This is a genomic window from Vibrio sp. (assembly GCF_038138445.1).
GTDB lineage: Bacteria > Pseudomonadota > Gammaproteobacteria > Enterobacterales > Vibrionaceae > Vibrio.
The window spans coordinates 1-18,176 of sequence record NZ_JAYQDQ010000023.1; the positions used below are offsets into that span (position 1 = coordinate 1).

Genomic DNA, 18,176 nt, shown 5'->3' on the forward strand with positions numbered 1-18,176 from the left:
TGGGATCATTCAATTGATCTGCCGATTAATGTTTAACTGATCGGCATTAGAGCTAGTTGGCCCTCCTCTTGCTCAACTCGGACTTTATCATTATATCCATAAAGATCATGCTGAACTGGTTCCGATCATTAACAAGAAAATTATTGAGCTAAGAGACAGCGGTGAACTAGACACCATGATAGCTAAATATGAAGCTGAGGTGCTTAGCAATTGGCCAGAGTAAAGCAAGCTCAGGACACAAACCACAAAGGACTCGCGAAAGCGAATTTTTGATAAGGTTTGAGCCTATTGTGGAAATGGTGCGCCAAACCTTAATTATCTTGCTGGATTAAACGATGGGTATTACACCCCCAAAGTGTTGTGGGTGCTTTGGAACAGACTAAAATGGATCACATTAAGCGGAGACTGCTAATCCACCATTAGGGACTGCAAAATAGGCGATAAAGTCCATATTGTTGATTTCCGCAGATAATATGTCAGTCTTGTGTGTGTCTTGATTAATACTTTCTAAATATTCGTTCTTGACGTATATAGTCCTTTTAATCCCATCTCTGTTATTGAATACGTTATAGTAGACAGGTCCACCATTCCCACTTTTCCAGCTCCACCTATCGAGAACTTCATCGTGCCTTAGCCAGTGAAACCCCACTTTGTTTGCAAACAGTGCGACTCTGTAGTGCCCTCTAGGGCAGGGGTGCAGGTGTAAATTGGCAGGGTTGCCTCTAGATAATAGAGTCAGTCCATCTCTCATTGCTCCTCGAACCAACCTATCTGCATAGGTGTTATCACCTGCAATAGGAAAGGCTGGATTATGATGTGTTCCACCTGGAACCGCACATCTTCTACCGTTTCTAATATGGGTCGTTCTTTGATCGCACGCATAGGCATAGCAATTAGCCGTCATGCTCCAATTATGGTCTTCTTCTATATGCGTCAAATAATACATTTACACCTCTCAAACTGTCAGCGTGACACCAACTGCGTCACTAGAATTGATTTTAAATATTTATAAATAACAAACAGTTAAACTGGTTAATAAAATGCGACGAATTACTTGTGTTTTAAACAATAATTGAATGTATTGCTGCGTAAGGGGTCGAGTGTTAGGGAAATGTTTGAGTGGGATAATCAAATACAAAAAAGCCCTAGTCGAAGGCTAGGGCTTAGAATGTGGCGGAGAGATAGGGATTTGAACCCTAGATACGCTATTAACGTATGCCGGTTTTCAAGTTTGATTAACCATTCAATATTTAGTATAACTTTCAATAATTTAAATGTGGTAGTTAGTCACTAACAACCAAACTAACAACTTTGAGAGTTACAAAATGACTACGAAAAGCATCAAAATCCATAATGGATTGTCGATCAGAAAACTACCGCAAAGCAAAAATTACAGTGTCTATATCAAGTTCGATGGACATAAGAAACGTCAATTCTCACTTAAAACGTCCGATCTAGATGAAGCTATAGCAAAAGCTAAAGCAGAGTATCAATTCAACAAAATGATGTTAGATCGTGGTTTACCGATACAACAGCCAAAGCAACGTATAACAGTTCATAAGCTATGCAACGAGTTGATCAACGAGTTTGAACAACTTCAAAATGCTGTAGAAGTAAGAGAAACAAAGAAAGTCGTTAAGGGTAAAGAAAAATACGCCACTCAGATACGATACTGGAAAAGATTTATTGAGTATTACCCAGATAATTTATTAATTTCAGATCTTACTTTTGATGAAGTGCAAAGCTACTTTTTAAGTCTTGAAACTTCATTTTCAAAAAATACTTTTGGAAAGTATAAGTTTTGTTTTAAAAAATTATTTGAAAGAGCTTTAGATAAAAAAGTTATTACAATAGATCAAACATTCGATATAAATAAAATCAATGTTGAAATTGCGACTTGTGAACCAAGAAACGCTTTTAATGAAAATGAACTATCAATATTATTCAATGAAATAATGTTGAGAAAGAAAGTTGGAAAATCAAAACATACTGATAAATTATTCTTTGCATATCTCAATTGGTTAAACTTCACTGGTATGAGAACTGGAGACGAATGCTATGAACTTCAATGGAAAGATTTTGAATTAAACAACAATGGCGATTTATATTGTATCGTAAATGGTGGTAAAACGGCTAATTACAAGAAAAATAAAAGAAAGGTAGTTCTTGATACAATGGCTGTTAATTCTTTACTTATTGCAGCAAATGAGAAATATAAAGATCTGGTTAAAGAATTAGATGAATATGAAACAATTGAATTACTATCAAGAATTAAATCAAAAGATTTTGTTTTTTCTACAAAATATACTGATAGACCGACTTACAACAAAATTTTCAATGAATTGATCGAAGATTTGCAAAGTAGGCACTTACTTACCACATCAAAGAATTTCACGCTTTACAGCCTTAGACATAGCTACATTACTCGATGTATTGAGAATAATGTACCTTTGTCGCTCATAGCAGAAGTATGTGGAACAAGCCTTAAAATGATTGAAGATCATTACTCACACATTGAAACAATGTCTAAATCATCCAGAAAACATCTACTTACACATAAAGTTATTCAAGAAGAAGAAAATAAAAAGCGTCAAAAACTTACAGAACAAGATATTCAAGATCAAAAAAATGAATTGTTAGACTTTCTTGAAAATCAAGATTTAACCAATCCCCACCAGAAATAATATTTAAGGGGGTATCAGGGGGACTGACCTCCCCCTGCATTAAAAAAAGTGCCAATCAAAATTAAATACAATTGTATATAACAAGACTCCACATAATAGATAAGAAGAGATATGTTATTTTAAAACTTATCTATTGAAAGCATTGCTATTATTGGTTTCGCTAATAAATAAGGTGTTACCTCTACATAACTACTGTAGTTAATGTAAATAACTACTGTAATTACTAATCATAACTACTGTAGTTATTTTACCTAATATGACCATTCTAATAATATAGTGTCATAACATTTAAAATGTTAATAACTATAACTACTGTAGTTATATCATCCAGATTATCTTAAATAATAACATAACATTTAAAAAGTTACTTTAAGGCATTGACAAAACATTTAAATATGGTTTATTTAAGTTATGAAACTTAAAAAAGGAATATATTATGGCCGAAATAAATAGAGGAAAAAAAGAACAAGAGATAAATAAGCATCTAAATGGCTTATTTGATGATAGATATACAGAAGAATTAAAAGTGCAAAGAAAGAAAAAAGAGTATTTTCATAAAGTCAGTTTTGATGAGTTTGATGAGGCTGTTAATTCTACAGAAACAGCAACAAGCAGTATACCAACCGAACCAGATTTTATTAAACTATATCTTAAAGATGTTGTTACTTTGAAAGGTATTCAACCAGCTAATAAAGATGTTTTATATTTTCTATTAAAACTAATGAGATATGAAGAATATATTATTTCAATAACAGAATATGACAAACAAAAAATATGCAAAGAGCTTGGTTTAAAAGGTATTCAACAAGTAAATAATGCTATTCAAGCATTGAAAAAATCAGGTATTTTGTTCTCTGTTGTAAGTGAATCAGGAAAAATAAACAGAGGCGCTTTTGAGGTTAACCCTTACCTTTTCGGAAAAGGAAATTGGGTAGAAAACTATAATAAAAGAGATATACACAAACTGACTGTTTTGTATAGAAAGAATAGTAAAGAAGTAATAAATGTTGATGCGTTAGTTGAGTATATTAAAACTGAAACTAATGAAGATAAAAGAAATGAGGCTATTAAAAAATTAAATGAAATAAGAGGTTTTACCGATGAAGAAGAAAAAGATAGCGTATGATGATTTTTTAAAAAAACGTCAAGAAATGTTTGAAGAATTAGTTATATTAGTTAATTCAGACGAACCAGATCAAGAAATACAAGAATTAAAACAAAAAAGAAAAAACAAAAATAGACAGGAGAATAATAATGGATGTAGATGAAAACGGCTATCTTTTAAATGAAGATGGATATTGGACTTTTAGGGGATATACAGAAAGAGAAATATTAACAAGAGATATATATTCTTGCCATCCATTGGCTTATGAACGATATGAAAAAGGTCAACCTGATACTAAAAAAGACTATATCAAATGGATCAAAGAAGAATATCAGGAATTAAAAGATAAAATGGAAAAAGAAGATAATCCAATATTAAAAAACAAAAATATTGCAACAATGAAACTTTATGAAGATGAGTTTAAAGAATTAAATATTAAATGTTAATTTGGTGAATAAATTGAAAATTGTTAATTTGCAAATTCGAGTAAAACAGTTGGTAATCACTAACTGTTTTTTATTTCTATCGACTGGTAAGGAGTAAATTATCAGCTATGGATAATTTATTGAGTTCACTACACACCTTAAAAATGTAGGTGGGGGTGAACCCTTGTCTTGCAATAAAAAGTGGTCCCGTGGTTGTCGAGTTTTTACTCATCATTTTTGCGAAAATCAGGTTTTAAAGTAAGTTTAGAAACAGATGAATTACTTTTCTTTTTATATTTTCTTTTGTTCTTAATGGCTTTAATTTTTTTCTCTTTTTCAGCCACTTGCTCCGCTTTAACTTCATTATCAATTTTCTGTTCTTCTAAGGTCTTAGGCACTTCGGCCAGCTCTGGTTCTGGTGTTGGTTCAACCTCTTGCTCTATCACAATTTCTTGCTTTACTGGTTCAGATCTTTCAGTTAGTGCTTGGTAGATCTCAATTGCCATTTGTTTTACTTCATCAAACTTTTCACCAAACGCTTTTTCTAAACTTAGAATTAATTTAGGTCTTTCATCAAAAAAGCTTTTAATTTTTTGAGCGTAGTTGCTTAAATTTTCAAATCGATCTAGTTTTTGTTGATGATCTAATATTTCATCTAACAATTCATTTTTTTCATCTAAATGCTCACTAGTGTTTTTTACAAGTTCTATTGATTTTAATTCTAATTCTCTAACATATTCTTCTTTATCTTTATGATCTCGCTTATTTGTCATTTTAGCTTCACCACGATCAAAACCAAACTTCTTAAAATGTTTATGTAATAAATCTTGAGAGTAAGTCCAATGTTTTTTTCGCATATCTCTTAAACAACTTTTATTTTTATCAAAGTCATAATTTAAAAATATAGCGTGAGCGTGAATATTATGTTTTATATATTCAGTAGTAAAATCTTCATCAGGATTATCAATTGGTCGATATTTTTTTCTTTCATCTTCTGATAATTCTTCTAATTTATCAGCGTCAATAGTCGTTCCTTCATCTAAGTGAAACTCAAAACCAATTGGTTCAAAACCATATTCTTTTTGAAACTCCAACATAAAATCTTTTGTGGCTTGTTCGATTTCATCTTGTTTATTTTCTTCAATACATTTTAAAAATTGTTCAGAGTTGAAAACTAAAACGCTATCAATGAAAGTATTACTATTATTTTGAATTGCGTATTTATTATTATCTTTTGCGTCTTTTAATCTTTTTTCGTAATAACTTTCTAAATCATCATTTTCAGAAAAACAATAACCAAAATTGTTTTCTTGTAAACATTTTACAGAATTAATATTTACAAGCATTTTACGTAGGACGTGGGCTATTTCACCCGTATTTGAATTTTTATAATATTTCGTATTTACAGCGCAGTATTTTTTATCACTCATAGAGACCTCTTTTAATTATTCATATATTCAACAAACCATATATAAATAATTAATCAAGGCTGACGAGGTAATTTTCCACAGCCGTTTAAGGCTGTACAGTTCAGTTAACTGTTTTAGCACACTAAAACACCCTGGTCAGGGTGTGTGTGCTCTCCGAGGGCTGGGGATACCCCAGACCCGTTCGGCACAGCCTCACCCGCTACGCTCTCGATTTTTACAAAATCTCACAAGAGCAAAAGCCAAGACTGGGATCGCTGTAAGCCATTCTAAGCAACTTTTTCAAGCCTTTGAGCCAATGCTCAAATACGTTCAAAAATCACTTTAAGTGGCTTATGGGCGCAAAAAAGCCCATCAAATCTGTAGCGATGGGCTTCACTTAAAATGTAGAAATTTAAAGTGCAATCTCAATTTTCATCAAGTTTGACGTATGTTTAAAGGCAGATCTTTGATTTCTCGTGTTCCGACAAGCTTATGATCAGACCAGCTTTCCACAATAAATTCAGCCCAATCTTCTTTTGTTGTAGCAAGAAAGCTTTCGATACTTTTAATATCTTTAGCATTGAAGCAAATATACTTAAAGTCTTCTACAAAACCATTAGTCTTATGTATTAATCTATATGTTGTCATATGTTTTGTTCTTCTTCATTTGGTTCTGCATTACGTCCTAACCAACTTAAAAATATGAAAGCTATAACAAGAGGTAGAAATATGTACTTACCGAAAATCAAAGCACCTGTATGACCTATAAAAAACAGAGCCACATAATAAGCCCATTTAGTGGTAAACCAAACTGAGTCAATTTCTGTTATCTTACCGTTAAGAATTTCTACATTCACATATGAAAAATTCTCGTAATCACTCAAATCACCATCATAAGTTAATTTCCAACAAGAAGGACTATCAGCTTTGCAAATAGAAGCTTCACTATAGGAATCACTACGTGCATTGATATTTCCAATTTGGACCATTTGAAAATCATACGTAGTATCACGCTTCAAGACACCACCCTGATTAAGAATTTTACTAACATTATCACCTGTGCAACCTGACAAAGTAACTAGGATCAGAGAGATAAGTGAAAATTTAAGAAAACTTCTCATAAAAACTCCATATAAAATTTAATACATATGCATACTAATCAATGCGTTACTTTTGTTCAAATAGATATTTCTTCCAACACGGCTAATCATTGATTTTTTATCTTATGCTCTCGAAAGGGCATCTTACAAAGATGAGCAGATGCTTAACTGGCTCATAAGATTGGTTTAGTTTCTTGTGTGATGACTTAGGAAGTGCTAAAACTAACAACAGCTAACAACTGCATTTTTTAGCTAAATATTGCTGATGAGGTTCAACGTTTTCTAAACGCCAGATAAGAAAAAACCCACTGTAAACAGTGGGTTATCTCTTAAATGTGGCGGAGAGATAGGGATTTGAACCCTAGATACGCTATTAACGTATGCCGGTTTTCAAGACCGGTGCTTTCAACCACTCAGCCATCTCTCCGTTGTTGGGGCGAATAATATAGGGGTTAGAACTTGTTGTAAACCCCTCATTTTATTGAATGCTTTAATTATGAGCAGAATGTACCGCCATTCGATTATAAATTACCTAATTGGCCTAAATTAGAAGTGAAAAGTGCAGCCGAAATGCTGCACTCTTCGCGTTTAAGAGGAGGTGCTTGGCGTCATTGATGGCGCTTTGTGATTTTGATGACTGTATATCACTAAGCCAAACAATACCGCCGCACTCATGATTTTTATTACTAGTGATACTTGTGGCCAAACGAGTATTAGTCCGAGGGCGAGCAAGATTACTCGATGCAGCCCTTTTATCTCACCTTCTAAATAGCCTTCGAGTACGCCAACAAAAGCGTAGGTACCCAGTATGGCAAATACGCCTGCTTGGATAACAGACACAGGGTCCCAGCTCACTATGTTGGTATAAGCAATAAGAAGCGGCACTAGATACAAACCTTTGGCTATTTTCCAAGCTGTAAAGCCTGTTCGCATTGGGGGAGTGCGAGCAATGGTTGCAGCGGCAAAAGCGGTTAAACACACAGGTGGCGTGACATTACTGTCTTGTGACAGCCAGAAAATGATCAGGTGAGCAGAAAGTAGTGCCAGCGTAATGGTTTCGATGCCAAGGCTCTGCTCATACAAGGTTTGCATAAAGTCAGCGGGGACCTGTGCAATTAAGCTTTGCGCCACTTCAAGTGACATAGGCGCGTTGAGTAAACCGACTTTATCGGGAGCGCTGAGCATAAAGATGGCGCTGGCTTGCTGCGGCAACTGTCCTGAGACCATCAGCTCCAAAAGCTGCTTCTCCGCGAGGAGTTGGTAAAGCGCAGGGGCTGAAAGTGTTCCGAGTACGATATAAGAGGCAGTGACAGGCAGTCCCATGCCTAAAATCAGTGATGCGAGAGCGATTAAAGTAATCATCACGAGTAAATCACCGCTGGCCCATTGCTGGATCATCAGCGAAAACGTATTACCTATACCCGTTGTACTTATTACGTTAACCACTAAGCCAATACCGGTTAGCAACACAGCCGTCGTCGCCATATTTTTCGCACCTTGTGCTAGCGCCTCGAATATGGCTTTTGGTCCCATTTTGTGGTGTTTGGACAACCAAGAAGAAACAATCACTGATACTATCGCGAGCCCTGCGGCGTAGGTTGGCGTAAAGCCCTGAATAAGCAAGACGACCAGTACCACAAGCGGTATAAGGTTGTGCCAGCCAGACAAGAGAACCTGCATAAATGGCTCGCTTTCTGTCGATGTTTTTTGTACTCCGCTGCGTTTTGCTTCAATACGAACAAAAAAAGCGACGGAACAAAAATAAATCACCGCTGGTAGAAGTGACACAAGAATGATGTCTCCGTAGGGTACTTGCGTGTAAGAAGCAATAATAAACGCGCCAGCGCCCATGACCGGAGGCATGAGCTGACCTCCTGTGGAGGCGGCCGCTTCTACGCCAGCGGCAAACCGAGCAGGAAAGCCTGCTTTTTTCATCAAAGGAATGGTAATAACCCCAGTTGATACTGTGTTGGCGACACTTGAGCCAGACACTGAACCCATTAAGCTTGAGCCCAATACGGCAACAAAACCCGGGCCGCCTATGATTTTTCCAGCGGCAGCCTTAGCCACAGCAATGATGTAATCACCGACCCCAGAGCGGACCAAAAATGCGCCAAACAAGATGAACATAAACACAAATGACCAACTGATGCGCGAAATCGGGCCAAACATACCTTCTGATGAATAGAAGCTGCGATAAAGCAGAGTTTCAGCGCTAAGCCCCGGGAAGTGGAACAAACCTGTCGCCCAGTCTCCCCACCAAACCACATAGCTCAAGCATAGAATGATCAAAACGGGAATAAACCATCCCATAGTTCGGCGTATCAGCTCAGTGATAATCGCGATTGCCAGCAGTGAAAATACCCAGTCGCTGGTGACAAAGTGCATCCCTCTTTCATACAGCTTGTCTTCGCCAAAAGGAAGATAAAGTACACAGCTCACTATGGCCGCAATAAGAAGCACATCAATCCCAAGCGCAATCTTACTCTTTTTGAGAGAAGGGTGAGCGGGGTAGAGCAGAGTACATATTATCGCAAAGCCACCAAAGTGAATGGCTGAAGTCCATAGCTCAGGCAAGCTTGCCGTAAGGTTAAACCAAATGTGGGCTAAGGATAGCGCCACACAAAATAAGGTGATGCACTTACCCACCATGGGTAAGTGACTACGGGTGGAAAGTTCAAACTTTTGCAGCTCTTGCTGCATCGAATTATTGGTGTCCATATTCGCCTCGCTTGGAAATAACCAAAAGGGCTTAGCGAACAATGAGTTCAGGTGATAGTTCGATACCCATTTCACGATAGTAACGAGCCGCGCCAGGGTGTAAAGGAACAGGCAAACCAGAAGCGCCTCTTTCTAGTGCCATCACTTTAGTCGCTTTATGAATGCCTTGCAGGAAAGGGAGGTTTTCATAAATTGCTTTGGTTAACTGATAAACATCTTCTTCAGAAACATCTTCGCGCACGGCTAGAAAGTTAGGCTGTGCAATGGTTGTGATGACCTTATTGACCCCCGGATAAGTGTTGGCAGGAATATCGTATTTTGACCAAATATTGTATTGCTTATTGGCTTGTTGGATCTGCTCATCGGTAAAGGATAAAATTTGGATGTCGTTACCCAGTGCAGCAAAGGCTTGAGTTACGGCGCCAACAGGCACGCCCGCTGGCGTGTTCATTCCATCAATTGTACCGTTTTGTAGCGCACTGGCACTCCCACCATAGCCCATGTAGGCAAGCTTAAATTGTTCCGGGTCTATCGCTAGGCTTTGCATAATTTGTCGGCCCGAGTTTTCCGTACCTGAGCTTTTTTTGCCAATCGAGAATTTTTTATCTTTTAACTTTTCCAGATCAGCCATAGTGCCTGTTGGGGCAAGATCGGATCGAACGATAAAATGTTCGACGTTCTGCCACAGCATGGAAACTGAACGCAGCTCGGTTTGGCTTCCTGCACTTTCATAAGGCCCTTTGCCTTGCCACGCCCAAGCGCCATACAAACCCTGAAGAATCGCAAATTGCGCTTGGTTGTCGTTGAGCAGTTTGATGTTTTCACCTGAGCCTGCTGAGCTAATGGCTGCTAAAGAGAAATGTTGCTTCGGGGCAAGTTTGACTTTACTTAAGGTGGCAAGGGCAACGCCAACAGGGTAGTAAGTGCCTCCTGTGGAGGCGGTCGCAAGAATATAACTGCGGTCATTGGCAAGAGTTTGCAGACTAAGGCTAAGCGTTCCTATGATAATTGATGTGGTTTTAAGTAATTGTTTCAACATTATGGTCATGCTCCATATGATTATAATTATCGAAAGCAGGGTAGAGCAAGCACAATGCCAACTCTTAACTTTTTGTATTTAAATAACTTTTATTTTATCAGTTACTAAAATGAGCCATTTGTTGCTTGTTTGTTAATTTTTATATGAGCAAAAAATGGCTTATCAGGTAGGACAGTCTATGCGTTGACTAAATAGGACTTTAGTCGTTATTCAATTTCTTTATCTAATATTTAAGATCAATGAATAAGCCATTTTATGCCGATAACATCTCGCTAGTAAGATGACTTTACTTATTCAATATAATCACTTCGATTTAATGCGTATTTGAGCATTTTCTGATTGAGTGTACGTCTGGGTAAATCCAACTCTTGCATCACATCATTGATGCGCCCACTATGGCGATTAAGAGACTCATGCAGCACCTTTTTCTCAAAGCTCTGCATTTGAATTGTAAGTGACACCCCTTGCTGTTTGGTTGGGCTTGGTGTTGTAGGCTGGCTGGATAAAATCTCTCCAACGGTTACTGAGTCATCGAGTGCGAAACGTATCGCGACATTGCGCAGTTCACGAACATTTCCCGGCCAGTGATAGCTCAAAAGGGCATCTTGGTCTGCTCGACTTGCCCGCCGAGTATTGGAATTCGCTTGCTGGGTAAAGTGGTCAAAAAGTAGCAGGGCATCTTCCTCTCGCTCTTTGAGCGGCGGTAAATAGAGTTGAGCAACATTAAGTCGATAAAACAAATCTTGGCGAAATTCGGGGTGATTAAGCAGAGGGCTTTTGGCCGCTGAAATAATGCGTAAATTCACGTGGTGTGACTGATTACTTCCCACGCGTTCTAGCGTATTTTCTTGAATAACTCGCAGCACTTTCACTTGCATTGCGGCTGGCATACTTTCTATTTCATCAAAAAATAAAGTGCCTTTATCGGCGAACTCCAGTTTACCGACTGTTTTTTTCGATGCGCCAGTAAAGGCGCCTATTTCATGGCCAAATAGCTCACTTTCAAACAGGGTTTCAGGGATTGCCCCACAATTGACGGGGACGAAAGCATGTTTGCTGCGAAGGCTATACTGATGAAGACATTGAGCGACGACTTCTTTTCCACATCCAGTATCGCCGTATATGATGACATGAGTATCTATGTTGGCTACCTTGTGAATTTGTTCACGAAGCTCTTTCATTACCGCACTTTGGCCGATAAGAATTTGCTCCATACCTTGTAGGTTTTTCAGGTAGCTTTGTCGGCCTTGCCAGTGCTGTGAGCTTTGATAGTGAGTGATAGCTTGAGAAATAGTGTCGGATAAACGTTCTGGCTCAAAAGGCTTTTCGATAAAATCGAATGCACCTTTTTGCAAAGCTTTCACCGCCATATCCACATCGCCATGACCGGTAATTAATACAACAGGAATCGATGGGTTGATGGCTTTAACCTGCTGCATCAAATCTAAGCCGCTTTGTCCCGGCAGACGCACATCACTAACGATGGCGCAAAAAGTGTTGTCCTTAATACTACCTATGGCCGCTTCTGCGCTTTCAAAACTCTGTACACTAAATCCTGCTAAGTCCAACCACTGCTGCGTGGTATGACGTACTAGAGGATCGTCTTCAATTAAGGCGATTTTCTGTTCGGTGACGACTTCCATATTGTCCACTACTGACTTTTTTCTTCACGTTAAGCAAATCTATCGATAACGAAAAGGACGGATATCGCATTTTGGACAATCTCTTCAAGCAGCAAACCTACAAAGAAACCCACGATTGGTGTGATTTGGCTAAAGCACAAGTGGAACACAGATAAAATATTTTGATAAAAAAAATATTATAAGGCACTGATACAGCGATGCTGACTTTGAAATAGATTACCCTAGCATGATGGCTTCATGGGCTGAAAAAAGGAATGGGCTTTATGCATGGCCGAAGGCTTTTGATTACAGTGATCTTAGTTAGCGTATTAATGGGATTGATGCAGGCGCTAAGTCACAAAATTATCTATCAATGGAAGATGGAAACCACGCAGCGAAACGCTGAAGACCGTTTTCTTGGTTACATAGAAAGTGTTCGCCGAACCTTGCAGCGCTTTGACTACCTGCCATTTTTAGTCACTAAAGACGATACAGGAGTAAGATATTTAAAAGGTCAAGAGGATCTATACCAAGAGCTGCAAGCACAGTTAATAACGCTTGATAAAGCCGCAAGCACGAAAGGTTGGTATCTCCTTAACACTAAGGGCCAAATAACAATCTCGAGTGTTGATGATCAGAGATTGGGGAGCCATATCGCCAAACAAGTGACGGAAAAAGTACTGCTTAATAGCGGGGCGGTATCTCATGTCGCAGGCAGCAGTGATTATTTGGTTGCAGCGCCACTTTATGATGGCAGCGAGATCATAGGTGTGATTGTGGTTCAAGCGGATTTGAATATGCTGATCGAGCAGTGGTTTTCTGAAGGAGAAGCTATTTTGGCTCATCAAGCATCAAGCTCGCTATTTCTTTCGAGTGATAGACTTTTTTCTTCCTCTTGGTTCGAAGGTTATTTTACTAATGGATCGTTTAGTGAAAGTCAGACCTTGTATGATGGCACACGGATAGAAATATGGCAGATAAAAGCTGAGCGATATTTAGTGCAGAGTGTCCTGTTGGATGACTTAGACTGGCGGCTGGTTTATCTAACGCCTTTAGCTTCCCTAAATCAAACCGTACTTAGGACTAGCTGGAGCTTGGTTTTTATTAGTTTGATGATTTTTTTGCTGGTGGTGGTCTCGCGTCAACGCAAACAAAAAATTGCAGCCTACCAAAAAATGCAAGATTGGATCAGAGCCTCTGAGCAAAGGTTGAATCAGATGATCAATAAAACCCATGTTGGTTTGATATTGGTCGATAGCCAAGGTCAGATTAAGGAGATGAATCCTATGGCAAAGCGCTATTTTAGTTTATCTGAATCTATGATTCGAAATATACGTGTTTGGCAACTATTTGAAAATGGCAGCTCAGATACGACCATACTGAGTTTACTAAAAAACTTAGACACTTTGTCCTATTTGATTGACCTTAACCAAGTCGAGACGTTAGGCCAACGGAGTGACGGCAGCTTATTTCCCATTATCTTATCGGTCAATGCCCTTTCGTGGAGTGATGAGCGATTGTATTTATGTACTGTGATTGATATCAGCAAGCGCAAACGGGCAGAACATGCACTCAAGCAAACCAATCAATTATTGCAGTACAAAGTTGAAGAGCGAACTTTGGAGCTGGAGACCGCTCATCAAGAACTCGTCGAGTCGAGCAAAATGGCTGCGCTGGGCAGAATGTCCAGTGCGATTGTGCATGAATTCAATCAGCCGCTAACCGGGATGAAAACCTTGTTCTCAACCAATAAGCTGCTACTTGAAAACGGTGCGATCGACCAAGTGAAAGACAATACAGTGTTAGCTATGACGCTTATTGAGCGCATGATCTCCATGACTCGCCAGCTCAAATCATTTGCCTTCCAGCGTTTAGATGAGCCCGTTTCAGTCAACTTTCGCGATGCTTTGCATGAGGTCTTAACGACTTTTGAACCAAAGCTAGAGCAAGTTGAATTTAATATTGATATAGAGGCTGGTGTGAATCGCGTTTTAGGAGAAGATGCCCGCTTGCGTCAGGTGTTGGGGAATCTGTTATCTAACGCTATAGATGCGGTTGCAGACGTAAAAAGCCCAAGTATTTCTATCCAAGTTATTGACCGAATAGAGCAGATTGAATTTACAATCAGTGATAATGGTGTAGGTGTTGACGACGATAAATTGCAATCAATTTTCGAGCCTTTTTACACCACGAAAAAGATAGGTGAAGGGCTTGGCTTAGGCCTTGCCATATCAGCCAATAACACTCGTGATATGAGAGGAAAGTTAACGGCTAGCCGCAATTATCCAAGTGGGATGGTGTTTATCTTAACGATGAATAAAGACGATAAGTAGTATGTATCTCAGATAGCAAAAAAGAGAGCATAAGCTCTCTTTTTCTAGGTGTATGGTCGGACTGAGAGGATTTGAACCTCCGACCCCCGACACCCCATGACGGTGCGCTACCAAGCTGCGCTACAGTCCGATGCGAGTAATGTACCTATTTTTTTTCTTTAGGTCAAATACTAAGATAAGGATTTAATTACTTTTCGCATAAAAACGCTGTAATTCGGTTAAACCCTGCATTAATACCGGTAAAGTAGGGTTTTTATCCTGCAATCGCTGGTAGTTTCCATCATATAGTTTGTAGTTACCGAATTTGTCGATTACCGTTGTATCTTTGTTGGTTATTAGGGCTAGCTCTCGAGTGCCACCCGCAAGAATCCATTTTCTAGGGCTTTCATCGAATAAATTTTGCCCACTGCTAAAATCAGAAGGATTGGAGGACACGCCCAATAAATCTTGTAATAGGGTCACGGACAAATCGAGGTGACTTGTTCTGTGGTCATAAATCGCTGGCACTTTACCTGGCCAGTGGATAACCATAGGCACTTGGAGTTGGTAACGGCTGTAGTTGCTGTTTGAACCCCAGCTGTTGGTTTTTGTCTCGTTAAACTCAGTACCGTGATTAGAGGTTAAAATCACCACGGTCGATTCGCTGATACCGAGCTGCTCTATTTTATCAAATAAAACGCCTAGCTCTTCGTCAGCGTGAGTGACAGAGGCGTGGTATCCGTTTTGCAGTTTATCGAGCGTTGAATGGTTACCTTTATCATCATAAGCGCTGAAGTTGTCAACCGTAGTCAGCTCGATAAAGCTGAACCAAGGGGACTTCTTGCGCTGCTCAACCCAATTTGCCCAAGCATTGATTGCTTGAGTATCGGGAGAGCTTGCATCATTGAATGCAATGCCTGTGAAGTTGAGACCACGGAAAATCGTTTCACCATACAGAGCGTCATCAAAGTTATCTCCGCTAAATAGACCGAAACTGTAGTCTTTATCTAGCAGGGTATCGAGAAGAATAGGTCGAGAACCTTGCATCTTGATGCTGCTAACATAGCTACTTGGCAGTCCATAAAAGAGACCAAATACGCCGAAGGTATCGTTACTTGAGCTGTAATGATTGGTGAAAGACAGATTTTGCTCGGCAAAGTTTGCCGCATTGGGCATCCACTCTGATGTCATTACATCGCTGCGTAAATTATTGACGCTCACAATCAAAACGTTCAGAGAGTTTGCTCTGCGGCTAAACTCTAGTTTTTCCAGCGGGTAACGTACTAACTCAGCATGAGCTTGATTTTCTTTTAAGCGCTGTAAATATTCATCGCGGTCAAGCAAACCATGACGTTCCATAAAGGATTTAGCCGTCATCGGATAAGAAAGAGGGAAGTTCGCTTTCTGGGCGGTGATCGGATTATAGAAGTACGCGTCCGCCCAGACATAAATGAGATGGCTAGTAATAAAGCTAACGAAAAACAGTATCGCGATAGGGCGGCCAATGTGCTTGTGGGATAGTCTACGCTGTTTTCTCCACACCCACTCCGATAGCGCCAGTTGCAGAAGAAAGATCAGCGGCAACACCACGAATAGGTGCTGCAAATCAATATTTACCGAACTGCCTTCTTCGTTGAGTAATACTTCCCAAACCACAGGGGTTAGGTGGAGATTTATCTTTTGGTAGGCTTGCGTATCCACAAGCAATACGGTTAGCCCGAAAGTGGCAAAACATACGGCGACTAATCGAAACAGTTTTCGAGAGGGAATTAAAAAGGTTAGCGGGAATAGAACTAACAGATAAAGCGCAAACACAAGAAAGCCAAAGTGACCTACCCAAGATATGGCGAGGTAAAATTGACCGAGTAAGGTTTCCGGCCAAGGAGATTCAGTGATATAACGGGTGCCAATGAGCATGGCTGCAATGATATTGAAAAAGGCAAACCAATGCCCCCAACCAACCAGACGCGAAACGCGTTCACCGTATGTGTTTCCGTTATCTACCATGTAATGTTCTATTGTCCGTTTGTTATTCTAGTGAGTGTTTTCTTCAATAGAAGACAACAGTGCCTGAGCAAATTTTTCAGCAAGCGCTTTTCTTTGTGAAGCATTAACGTTTTGATTTAAGACATTGGTAGCGATATTACCTGCAATCATTAAAGATAGCTCAGGCCCAGCCCCGTGTTTGTCAAGAACAGCAGCTACCTCTGATAAGATAGTTTCTACTTTGTCATCGCTGTATTTAGATGTGATCGGCATAAAGACTCTAATGGTGATAGTAAAGCGACTTATGATAACCTACAATGCCCCGCAACTGAAACCTACACGACGATAAAAATTTATCATGAGCCTTCATCTTTCAAATGTAATTTTGCATCAGTTACGAAAAAATGACTCTGACGAGCTTATTGTTAACTTTAGAACGGAATGTCTAGAAAACGACACGTCCACTGAAAATTTAGTGGCTGAGCTTCACAGAGTCTTCAATTCCAAAGCAGGCAAAGGCTTTGGTAGTTTTAAATCTGACAGTGAATTTCAAATCTGGTTGCATGAACTTCGCAAAGGTGGAAGGAACTTCTATGATTTTTCGCAACTTAGTGCAAATCGTCTCAAAAGTGAGTTGAGCAAATACCCCTTTGCAGATGAAGGCATCTTAGTGATTGCAGAATATCAGTCGCTGGCAACCGATTATTTGTTTGTTGCTATTGTGCCATCCAACCAGAGCCTAAAAGTGACAGAAGGCCTTGATATTAGCGCGACAGATTATTTGGATCTTAGCAAAATGGATATAGCGGTACGTATCGATTTGACCAGCTATGAGACGGATAAAGAGTCCAACCGCTATTTGGCTTATATAAAGGGGCGTGTAGGTCGTAAAGTGGCTGACTTTTTCTTAGATTTTTTACAAGCAGAGGTTGGGTTAGATACCAAACAACAAAATCAAGTTTTGATGCAAGCAGTTGACGATTTTTGCACTGACTCAAAGTTAGAAAAAGAAGAAGTGATCAGTTACAAAAAACAAGTGGCGGATTATTGCAATGAGCAGATCAAAACGGGTGATGAAGTTCAGGTTCGAGAACTGTCTGGAGAATTACCCCCGACCCATGAAGGAACCAGCTTTTTAGATTTTACCCAAGAGAGAGGGTATGAGTTAGAAGACAGCTTCCCGGGAGATAGAACGGCGGTTAGAAAGCTAACAAAATATGTTGGGGCAGGTGGTGGGCTCAATATGAGTTTTGACAGTATGCTGCTTGGTGAGCGTATATTTTACGATCCAGAAACCGACACTTTAACCATTAAAGGGACGCCGCCAAACTTGCGCGACCAATTAACCAGAAATCAAGGGTAAGCAGTTACCCTTTTCAGCCTACCTCCCTTCGAAAATAATAGTTAATGGCACTTTAAAATATCTTTAACATGTGCCATTACGATTTATAAACGCTTCTCCTACAGTTTAGCCATAGAAATCTCATAGAAAACGCTATTTTAGTCTGTTCAATCCCGCTGAGTTTTCGGCAAGTATGGTCATATTTAAATCAATTGTCGCTTGCTGATGTGATAATTAACTCATAATGGACAAAAATATAAATATGCATGTGTGCTTTGTTGATATGTGTGTTGAATAATATGGTGCAAATATGTAACCTGCCGCGTATATAAAAATAACATTAAACCATTCAATTCATGGATAGGGCTTATTCCAAGACGGACGCATTTTTTCAAAGTGCAGTAGAAAGTTCTCAGATATTACTGAGGTTA

15 protein-coding genes and 2 tRNA genes are annotated in these 18,176 nt (G+C 39.2%); 6 read left to right on the plus strand and 11 right to left on the minus strand.

From position 1 onward, the window contains the following. Nucleotides 1-394: 394 nt before the first annotated feature. Nucleotides 395-946 (minus strand): hypothetical protein, encoded by a 552-nt coding sequence (locus tag AAFM34_RS08395; protein ID WP_341661838.1) that lies wholly within the window; start codon nucleotides 944-946, stop codon nucleotides 395-397. 379 nt (nucleotides 947-1,325) lie between these two features. On the opposite strand from AAFM34_RS08395, the gene AAFM34_RS08400 reads away from it, so the two are divergent. The 4 genes from AAFM34_RS08400 (at nucleotide 1,326) to AAFM34_RS08415 (ending at nucleotide 4,235) form a co-directional block, all read left to right on the plus strand. Next, the gene (locus AAFM34_RS08400; RefSeq protein ID WP_341661840.1) at nucleotides 1,326-2,684 is read left to right on the plus strand and encodes a tyrosine-type recombinase/integrase; all 1,359 of its coding nucleotides are present in this window, start codon (nucleotides 1,326-1,328) and stop codon (nucleotides 2,682-2,684) included. Between the two features lie 436 nt (nucleotides 2,685-3,120). Next, entirely contained in the window at nucleotides 3,121-3,810 is a 690-nt protein-coding gene (locus AAFM34_RS08405; RefSeq protein ID WP_341661843.1) for a hypothetical protein, read from the plus strand. Next, the gene (locus AAFM34_RS08410; RefSeq protein WP_341661845.1) at nucleotides 3,785-3,952 is read left to right on the plus strand and encodes a hypothetical protein; all 168 of its coding nucleotides are present in this window, start codon (nucleotides 3,785-3,787) and stop codon (nucleotides 3,950-3,952) included. The genes AAFM34_RS08405 and AAFM34_RS08410 overlap by 26 nt, the downstream gene beginning before the upstream one ends. Continuing rightward, the gene (locus tag AAFM34_RS08415) at nucleotides 3,939-4,235 is read left to right on the plus strand and encodes a hypothetical protein (RefSeq protein WP_341661847.1); all 297 of its coding nucleotides are present in this window, start codon (nucleotides 3,939-3,941) and stop codon (nucleotides 4,233-4,235) included. Before AAFM34_RS08410 ends, AAFM34_RS08415 begins: the two co-directional genes overlap by 14 nt. 203 nt (nucleotides 4,236-4,438) lie before the next feature. Here AAFM34_RS08415 and AAFM34_RS08420 read toward each other — a convergent pair whose 3' ends face one another. The 7 genes from AAFM34_RS08420 to AAFM34_RS08450 all read right to left on the minus strand — a co-directional run bounded on the left by AAFM34_RS08420 (nucleotide 4,439) and on the right by AAFM34_RS08450 (nucleotide 12,126). Beyond that, nucleotides 4,439-5,644, minus strand: coding sequence for a hypothetical protein (locus tag AAFM34_RS08420; RefSeq protein WP_341661849.1), 1,206 nt, complete (start codon nucleotides 5,642-5,644; stop codon nucleotides 4,439-4,441). A 414-nt stretch (nucleotides 5,645-6,058) separates the two neighbouring features. Further along, nucleotides 6,059-6,271 carry a hypothetical protein gene (locus AAFM34_RS08425; RefSeq protein ID WP_341661851.1) on the minus strand — a complete coding sequence of 71 codons (213 nt, stop codon included), beginning with the start codon at nucleotides 6,269-6,271 and terminating at the stop codon, nucleotides 6,059-6,061. After that, nucleotides 6,268-6,744, minus strand: coding sequence for a hypothetical protein (locus AAFM34_RS08430; protein WP_341661853.1), 477 nt, complete (start codon nucleotides 6,742-6,744; stop codon nucleotides 6,268-6,270). Before AAFM34_RS08430 ends, AAFM34_RS08425 begins: the two co-directional genes overlap by 4 nt. Nucleotides 6,745-7,059: 315 nt before the next feature. After that, nucleotides 7,060-7,150: transfer RNA gene (locus AAFM34_RS08435), tRNA-Ser, on the minus strand. 161 nt (nucleotides 7,151-7,311) lie between these two features. Next, the gene (locus AAFM34_RS08440; protein WP_341661855.1) at nucleotides 7,312-9,444 is read right to left on the minus strand and encodes a TRAP transporter permease; all 2,133 of its coding nucleotides are present in this window, start codon (nucleotides 9,442-9,444) and stop codon (nucleotides 7,312-7,314) included. Between the two features lie 31 nt (nucleotides 9,445-9,475). Next, nucleotides 9,476-10,483 (minus strand): TAXI family TRAP transporter solute-binding subunit, encoded by a 1,008-nt coding sequence (locus AAFM34_RS08445; RefSeq protein ID WP_371833259.1) that lies wholly within the window; start codon nucleotides 10,481-10,483, stop codon nucleotides 9,476-9,478. Between the two features lie 290 nt (nucleotides 10,484-10,773). Then, a complete protein-coding gene (locus AAFM34_RS08450; RefSeq protein WP_341661857.1) occupies nucleotides 10,774-12,126 on the minus strand; it encodes a sigma-54 dependent transcriptional regulator in 1,353 nt (450 codons plus the stop codon). A gap of 263 nt (nucleotides 12,127-12,389) precedes the next feature. Here AAFM34_RS08450 and AAFM34_RS08455 point away from each other — a divergent pair, with 263 nt between their 5' ends. Beyond that, the gene (locus tag AAFM34_RS08455) at nucleotides 12,390-14,438 is read left to right on the plus strand and encodes an ATP-binding protein (protein WP_341661859.1); all 2,049 of its coding nucleotides are present in this window, start codon (nucleotides 12,390-12,392) and stop codon (nucleotides 14,436-14,438) included. A 53-nt stretch (nucleotides 14,439-14,491) separates the two neighbouring features. Here the strand turns inward: AAFM34_RS08455 and AAFM34_RS08460 are convergent. The 3 genes from AAFM34_RS08460 to AAFM34_RS08470 all read right to left on the minus strand — a co-directional run bounded on the left by AAFM34_RS08460 (nucleotide 14,492) and on the right by AAFM34_RS08470 (nucleotide 16,676). Continuing rightward, nucleotides 14,492-14,568: transfer RNA gene (locus tag AAFM34_RS08460), tRNA-Pro, on the minus strand. 53 nt (nucleotides 14,569-14,621) lie between these two features. After that, nucleotides 14,622-16,424 carry a DUF3413 domain-containing protein gene (locus tag AAFM34_RS08465; RefSeq protein ID WP_341661861.1) on the minus strand — a complete coding sequence of 601 codons (1,803 nt, stop codon included), beginning with the start codon at nucleotides 16,422-16,424 and terminating at the stop codon, nucleotides 14,622-14,624. Between the two features lie 27 nt (nucleotides 16,425-16,451). After that, complete coding sequence (locus AAFM34_RS08470; RefSeq protein ID WP_341661863.1) at nucleotides 16,452-16,676, minus strand: YejL family protein; 225 nt, start codon at nucleotides 16,674-16,676, stop codon at nucleotides 16,452-16,454. A gap of 85 nt (nucleotides 16,677-16,761) precedes the next feature. Between AAFM34_RS08470 and yejK the strand changes: the two genes are divergently transcribed. After that, the gene (yejK, locus tag AAFM34_RS08475) at nucleotides 16,762-17,766 is read left to right on the plus strand and encodes a nucleoid-associated protein YejK (protein ID WP_341661865.1); all 1,005 of its coding nucleotides are present in this window, start codon (nucleotides 16,762-16,764) and stop codon (nucleotides 17,764-17,766) included. Nucleotides 17,767-18,176 lie beyond the last annotated feature (410 nt).

Excerpts from the sequence above, each read along its gene's own strand:
- AAFM34_RS08410 (WP_341661845.1), top strand. The coding sequence starts at position 3,785 with ATGAAGAAGAAAAAGATAGCGTATGATGATTTTTTAAAAAAACGTCAA.
- AAFM34_RS08445 (WP_371833259.1), bottom strand. The coding sequence starts at position 10,483 with ATGTTGAAACAATTACTTAAAACCACATCAATTATCATAGGAACGCTT.
- AAFM34_RS08465 (WP_341661861.1), bottom strand. The coding sequence starts at position 16,424 with ATGGTAGATAACGGAAACACATACGGTGAACGCGTTTCGCGTCTGGTT.
- AAFM34_RS08400 (WP_341661840.1), top strand. The coding sequence starts at position 1,326 with ATGACTACGAAAAGCATCAAAATCCATAATGGATTGTCGATCAGAAAA.
- AAFM34_RS08405 (WP_341661843.1), top strand. The coding sequence starts at position 3,121 with ATGGCCGAAATAAATAGAGGAAAAAAAGAACAAGAGATAAATAAGCAT.
- AAFM34_RS08470 (WP_341661863.1), bottom strand. The coding sequence starts at position 16,676 with ATGCCGATCACATCTAAATACAGCGATGACAAAGTAGAAACTATCTTA.
- yejK (WP_341661865.1), top strand. The coding sequence starts at position 16,762 with ATGAGCCTTCATCTTTCAAATGTAATTTTGCATCAGTTACGAAAAAAT.
- AAFM34_RS08395 (WP_341661838.1), bottom strand. The coding sequence starts at position 946 with ATGTATTATTTGACGCATATAGAAGAAGACCATAATTGGAGCATGACG.
- AAFM34_RS08455 (WP_341661859.1), top strand. The coding sequence starts at position 12,390 with ATGCATGGCCGAAGGCTTTTGATTACAGTGATCTTAGTTAGCGTATTA.
- AAFM34_RS08450 (WP_341661857.1), bottom strand. The coding sequence starts at position 12,126 with ATGGAAGTCGTCACCGAACAGAAAATCGCCTTAATTGAAGACGATCCT.
- AAFM34_RS08420 (WP_341661849.1), bottom strand. The coding sequence starts at position 5,644 with ATGAGTGATAAAAAATACTGCGCTGTAAATACGAAATATTATAAAAAT.
- AAFM34_RS08415 (WP_341661847.1), top strand. The coding sequence starts at position 3,939 with ATGGATGTAGATGAAAACGGCTATCTTTTAAATGAAGATGGATATTGG.
- AAFM34_RS08430 (WP_341661853.1), bottom strand. The coding sequence starts at position 6,744 with ATGAGAAGTTTTCTTAAATTTTCACTTATCTCTCTGATCCTAGTTACT.
- AAFM34_RS08440 (WP_341661855.1), bottom strand. The coding sequence starts at position 9,444 with ATGGACACCAATAATTCGATGCAGCAAGAGCTGCAAAAGTTTGAACTT.
- AAFM34_RS08425 (WP_341661851.1), bottom strand. The coding sequence starts at position 6,271 with ATGACAACATATAGATTAATACATAAGACTAATGGTTTTGTAGAAGAC.